Origin of the sequence: Streptomyces sp. NPDC005722 (genome assembly GCF_040630935.1) — a bacterium.
Lineage (GTDB): Bacteria > Actinomycetota > Actinomycetes > Streptomycetales > Streptomycetaceae > Actinacidiphila.
Map to the genome: position 1 here is coordinate 21,310 of NZ_JBEXYN010000070.1, position 6,302 is coordinate 27,611.

The following is a 6,302-nucleotide window of genomic DNA, read 5'->3' on the forward strand; positions in this document are numbered from 1 at the left end:
ACGCCATGTGTGTGAACGAGTCCGACTGTCGTGAAGGCGGGGCGGACGTCCTCGCCGGGCACGACACCGGCGGCGCCGACGAACGCAGAGCTGTCGCCAGCCTGATCATCGCCGAGCGGGACAGCCTGCGGAGGTTCGTCACCGGTCTCATGGGCCGTGACGTGCACGCCGCGGAGGACGTGCTGCAGGAGACCCTGCTGCGCGCCCTGCAGCGCGCCGGACGGCTGGACGTGCACGAGCGGCCGGTCCGCATGTGGCTGTTCCGGGTCGCCCGCAACCTCGTGGTCGACCACCGCCGCCGCGACCGCGCCGTGCCCGTCGGCATCAGCGCCGCCGACTTCGCGGGCACCGCGCTCGAGCACTCCGGGGACCACGCCGGCCTCGTCGAGGACCGTTCCGTGCTGCTCGCCGCGCTGAGCGCCCTCCCGCCGGCCCACCGCGAGGCCGTCGTCCGCGTCCACGTCATGGACCAGAGCGGAGCCGACGCCGCCGCCGAGATGGGTGTGCCGCGCGGCACCGTCAAGTCCCGCACCCACCACGGCGTGCGGGCCCTGCGGGCCGAACTCGCCCGCCGCGGCGTGGACGGAGTGGCCGCGTGAACGTCCCCGCCGGCTGGACCCGGCTCATCGGACTCGTCGGCCTGCTGATCCTCGTCGTCGTCCTGGCGCACTGGATCGTCCGCCGCAAGGGCGGCTGGGGCGCGCTGCGCCGCCGCGTCGTCCGCGAACTGACGACGGCCGCCCGCGCCTTCGCCACACCCGTCCGCACCCAGCTGCGGCACCGCCGCGGCCTGCGGGTGCTCGGCCGCCTGCTCCGCGACCCCTCCGGGTGGGCGGACGCCGCGACCGCGCTGCGCCGCGCCGCCGCCCAACGGCCCGGCGCCCGGCCGTACGCGGCGCTCCTGGGCACCGACGTCATCGGCGTGTACGTCGCCCACGGCCACGGCGGGGAGGGCGTCCTGCCCGAACCGTGGGCCCGCGACGCCGCCGAACCGCGCCTGTGGTGGATCGGCCGCGCCGACCTCGGCACCGCACCGGAGACCGGGCGCCGCGAGGCCCCCGTCCTGGTCTGCCTGGGCAGGGCCGGCACCGACGCGGTGCTGCTCGACCTGACGGCCGTTCCCCCGGCGGTCTCCGTCACCGGTGAACGGCGCAGCGCCCGCGCGGTGCTCCAGGCCCTCGCTGCCCAGCTCGACGCCCGCCTGCCCGCGGGCCGCGTCGTGGTCGGCGCCGGGGTGCACCCCCGGCACGACGGCCCCGACGACGTCTTCGAACGGCCCGGCACCGCCTACGCCGTGAGCGCCGAGGCGCCGGACCGCAACCGGCCGGCCGGCGTACGCCTGCTCACCCTCGGCGTGGCCCACCACAGCACCCTGATCCTGGAGGCGGACCGCGACGGGCACCTCCGCCTGCACGGCGGCCCGCCCGCCCTCACGGTCGACGCGCTGCCCTTGGCCCGTGTCGTGGCCCGGCTGGTGCACGCACTGCCGCCGGTGCCCGGGGACGACGAGGGCGCCGGCCCCAACCCGCCGAAGGCGCTCCACACCCTGTCCGCCGACGACGACCTCGTCGAGTCCGGGCTCCCGTCCGCGGCCATGGCGGTCTCCGCGACCGCCCCCCGCCCCGAACCCGCCACGGCCCCCGCCACCCCCGCCGCCGCGGAACCCGGCGACGAGGACGACCTCGCCGAGCCGGCCGCATTCGGACCGGCGGGCGTCTCCGCAGCCACCGCACGCTCCTCGTCCTCGTGACGCCCGAACTGGGAAGACCGTGAACCTCACCATCACCACCGTCGACGGCGCGGACGGTGCGCGCCGCGACCACCTCGTAGGGCTGCCGCCGCGCACCACCGTCGCGGACCTCGCTGAGGCCGTGGACGGGACGCGCGCCCGCGACCTCTACCTCGACGGCCGCCGGCTCGACCCGGACGCGCCCGTCGCCTCGGCGGGACTGCGCGAAGGCGGCGTCCTGGGCCTCGGCGCCGCCGGAACGGACCCCGACCGGGTGCGGGTCGGCGCGGAGACCGACGCCGGGCCGGTGCTCGCCGAGGTCCACGTGGTCTCCGGACCGCAGGCCGGGCGCACCTGGCTGCTCGGCTTCGGCAGCCACGAGATCGGCTCGGGACCGCTGTGCGCGATCCGCCTCGAAGGCCATGGCGTCCCCGAGGGCGGGCTGTGGGTGACGGTCGGTGCCGACGGCTCGGCGCACTGGCACCGCACCCGTACCGCGCCCGGCGACGAGGTGCGCGGCCGGGTCCCCGCGCCCCCGCCGGACGACGCCGTCACCGCGCTGCGCCGGACCCGCCCGCAGGGGGTCACCACCGAGCGGACCGCCGCCCCGGGACAGCCGGTGCCCTGGCCGCCCGGCGAGGACCTGACCGCGGGCTCCGTCCTGCTGCGGATGAGCGCGCCGGTCGAGGCGGACGCCGCCGTCACCCCGTCCGCGGACGGCTTCGGCATCGACTACAACCGCCCGCCGCGCATCGCCCCGCACCTGGACGGCGAGCGGGTCCGGCTGCCTTCGCCGCCCTCGGCGCCGGGCAAGCGCCCGTTCCCCGCGGCCATGATGATCGCCCCGGTGATCATGGGCTTCTTCATGGTCGCCATCTTCAAGTCGTACTACTTCGTCGTCTTCATCGCGCTCGGCCCGATGATGATGCTCTCCAACTGGGTCACGGGCCGCCGCACCGCCCGCAAGGACTACGAGGAGGCGGACCGCCAGTACAACCGGCGGCGCGTCGCGGTCGAGGACGGGGTGCGCGAGGCCGTCGCCCGCGAGCGGCGGGTGCGCCACGTCACCGGCCCCGACCCCGCCGCCGTCGCCCTGATGGCCACCGGGCCGGGCAGCCGGCTGTGGGAGCGGCGCCGCCACGACCCCGACCACCTCGTCCTGCGGCTGGGCACCGCCGACCAGCCCTCGCTGCGCGAACTCGAGGACCCCGCCCGCGACGAGAACCACCGCACCATCCGCTGGAACATCCCCGACGCCCCCATCGCGGTGGACCTCAGCGGCCACGGCGTGGTGGGCGTGGCGGGACCGGCGGCGCAGGTGCAGCCGCTCGCCCGCTGGATGGCCGTGCAGGCAGCGGTGCTGCACAGCCCCCGCGACCTGCGGATCGTGCTGCTCACCGAACCGGGACGCGCCGACGACTGGGCCTGGGTGCGCTGGCTCCCGCACGTGCGGCCCGCGGCGGCCGGCGGCCCGCTCGTCCTCATCGGCAACGACCCCGAGTCGACCGCGGCCCGGGTCTCGGAGCTGGTCGCGCAGATCCAGGTCCGCAAGCGGGCCACGAGCTACGACCGCAACGCCGCCGTCGTCGGCCCCGACATCCTGGTGATCGCCGACGGCGCCCGGCGGCTGCGCGACGTGCCCGGCATGGTCCAGGTCCTCACCGAGGGCCCGGCGACGCGCGTCTTCAGCGTCTGCCTCGACGAGCAGGAGCGGCTGCTGCCCGAGGAGAGCACCGGAGTGGTGCTCGCCGAGGCCGGCCGGCTCACCGTCAAACGTCCCGGCACGCCCGACGTCCCGGCGGTCCGCGCCGACCAGGTCACGCCCGAGTGGTGCGAGCAGGTCGCCCGCGCGGTGGCGCCGGTCCGCGACGTCAGCCCCGAGCACGACGCGGGACTGCCGCAGCGCGTGAAGCTGCTCGACCTGCTGAACCAGGAACCGCCCAGCGCCGACACGCTCCTGGCGGGCTGGCGGGCCCGGCCCTCCACCACCTCCTTCGTGCTCGGCAGCGGCTTCGAGGGCCCGTTCTCCCTCGACCTCGTCCAGGACGGTCCGCACGGCCTCGTCGCCGGGACCACCGGCTCCGGCAAGTCCGAACTGCTGCAGACCTTCGTCGCCTCCCTCGCCGCCGCCAACCGGCCCGACGAACTGACCTTCGTCCTCGTCGACTACAAGGGCGGCAGCGCCTTCAAGGAGTGCGCGCAGCTCCCGCACACCCTCGGCATGGTCACCGATCTCGACGCCCACCTCGTCGAACGCGCCCTGGAGTCGCTGGGCGCCGAGCTGATGCGCCGGGAGCACGTCCTCGCCGCGGCCAACTCCAAGGACCTCCCCGAGTACCAGGCCAAGCGCGCCGCCGACCCCACGCTCGCGCCGCTTCCCCGGCTGCTCCTGGTCATCGACGAGTTCGCCACCCTGGTGCGCGAGGTACCCGACTTCGTGCCGGGCCTCATCAGCATCGCCCAGCGCGGCCGGTCGCTCGGCATCCACCTCGTCCTGGCCACCCAGCGGCCCGCCGGTGTGGTGACCGCCGACATCCGGGCCAACACCAACCTGCGGATCGCGCTGCGCGTCACCGACCAGTCCGAGAGCCAGGACGTCATCGACGTCACGGACGCCGTCGACATCTCCGCCGGCACCCCGGGCCGCGCCCTGGTGCGGCGCGGCCCGAAGTCCGCGGAGCCCTTCCAGACCGCCTGGGTGGGCGCCGAACGGCCGCGGCCGAGGACCGACGAGGAGACCGAGGCCGACAGCGGCGCCCGCAAGCCCGTCGTGGCGGCGGAACTGTCCTGGGACGCCCTCGGGCGGGCCGCGGCGCCGGCCGCGTCCGAAGTCGTGTTCACCCAGAGCGCCCAGGCGCCCGCGCCCACCGACCTCCAGGTCCTGGTCGACGAGATCCGCGGGGCGGTGGACCGGCTCGAGGACTACGTCCCGCAGCCCAGCCCCTGGCTGCCCGCGCTGGAGCGCAAGGTCCTGCTCGACGACCTCGACGCGATGAACCCCGTCCGCGAGGGACGGCTGCTCATCCCCTACGCCCTGGAGGACGTGCCGCAGCTGCAGCAGCGCCACGTCGCCGCCGCGGACCTCAGCAGCTTCGGCCACCTGTACGTCGTCGGCGCGCCCAGGTCCGGCCGCACCCAGGTACTGCGCACCCTGGCCGGCTCCGCCGCCCGCCACCACAGCAGCGCCGACGTGCACTTCTACGGCATCGACGCGGCGGGCGGCGGCCTGGCCGCGCTCACGACGCTCCCGCACTGCGGTGCCGTCGTCCCCCGGCACGACACCGAACGGCTGGAACGGCTGCTGCGCCGCCTCAACCAGGAGCTGGTCAACCGCCAGGAACTGGCCCAGCAGCACAACGCCACCGGCATCGGCGAACTGCGCAAGGTGCTGCCGAAGGCGGAACGCCCCGCGCACATCCTGCTGCTGGTCGACGGCTGGGACGCCCTGTCGGCCATGCTCGACGAGCACGAGTACAGCCACATGTACCAGGACATGGTCCGCCTGGTCCGCGAGGGCGCCGGAGCGGGCATCCACTTCGTCGGCACCTCGGAACGCGCCCTGCTGGGCGGCCGCATGGCGGCCCACAACGACCACCGGCTGCTGCTGCGGCCCGGCGACCGCTCCGACGTCCAGGCCGTCGGCATGAAGCCCGGCAAGCTGCCGGCGGACATCCCGCCCGGCCGCGGCTGGCACGTGTTGACCGGTACCGAGACCCAGGTCGCGCTGCTCGCGGCGGGCGGCGGCACCGAGCAGGTCGAGGCGCTCCGCAAGATCGGTGCCGCCGCGCTCAAGCGCGACGCGCGGGTGCCGCAGGCGCGGCGTCCCTTCGCGGTGGCCTCGCTGCCGCGGTCGGCGGAGTTCGCCGACGTCTACGACAAGGTGCCCGCCGAGCAGCGGCGCCCCCTGTGGGGTCTGCTCGGCATCGGCGGCGACGAGGGCGAACCGGTCGGCGTGGACCTCGCCGGCGCGTCCGCGGTGTTCGGCGTCATCGGCCCCACCGGTTCCGGACGCAGCAACACCCTGGCGTCGCTGGCGGTCTCGCTGCTCGCCGGCGGCACCTCGCTGGTCGTCCTCACCCCGCGTGAGTCCCCGCTGCGGGGGCTCAGCCGGCACACCACCGTGCGGGTGATCACTGACAGCGAGCCGACCGAGGAGGCGGTGCGCTCGGCGCTCGCCGAACTGCCCGGACCGCGGGTGGTGATGGTCGACGACGCCGACCTGCTGGCGATGTCCGGCGCCGACAAACTCCTCAAGGAGATCACGGTGTCCGGCCGCGACCAGGGCCTCGGTCTCGTCTACGCCGCGACGGCCGACGGCGTCCAGGGCGGCATGAGCGGCTGGATGTCCAGTGCCCGCAAGGCCCGCCGCGGTCTGCTGCTGGGGCCGAAGAGCATCACCGAGGGAGACCTGATCGGCGTGCGGCTCCCGCACGCCGTCACCCGGGTGGCACCCCACGCGGGCCGCGGCTGGACCGCCGGACGGGGCAGCGAGGTGATGGCGCTGCAGGTGCCGCTGACCTCGCTCCGCACGGAGTGATCCCCGCGCCGTGGTCCGCGCCGCAGCGCGGACCAC

3 protein-coding genes are annotated in these 6,302 nt (G+C 75.8%); all 3 read left to right on the top strand.

Annotated elements, in window-relative coordinates; genetic code table 11:
- Window positions 1-5 precede the first annotated feature (5 nt).
- From ABZ479_RS39465 to ABZ479_RS39475, 3 genes are read left to right on the top strand one after another with little or no spacing between them, the layout of a single operon-like run.
- A complete protein-coding gene (locus tag ABZ479_RS39465; protein WP_500466079.1) occupies window positions 6-599 on the top strand; it encodes a sigma-70 family RNA polymerase sigma factor in 594 nt (197 codons plus the stop codon).
- Window positions 596-1,750 (top strand): hypothetical protein, encoded by a 1,155-nt coding sequence (locus ABZ479_RS39470; protein WP_500466080.1) that lies wholly within the window; start codon window positions 596-598, stop codon window positions 1,748-1,750. Before ABZ479_RS39465 ends, ABZ479_RS39470 begins: the two co-directional genes overlap by 4 nt.
- Window positions 1,751-1,769: 19 nt before the next feature.
- The gene (locus tag ABZ479_RS39475) at window positions 1,770-6,266 is read left to right on the top strand and encodes an FtsK/SpoIIIE domain-containing protein (RefSeq protein ID WP_500466081.1); all 4,497 of its coding nucleotides are present in this window, start codon (window positions 1,770-1,772) and stop codon (window positions 6,264-6,266) included.
- Window positions 6,267-6,302: the final 36 nt, after the last annotated feature.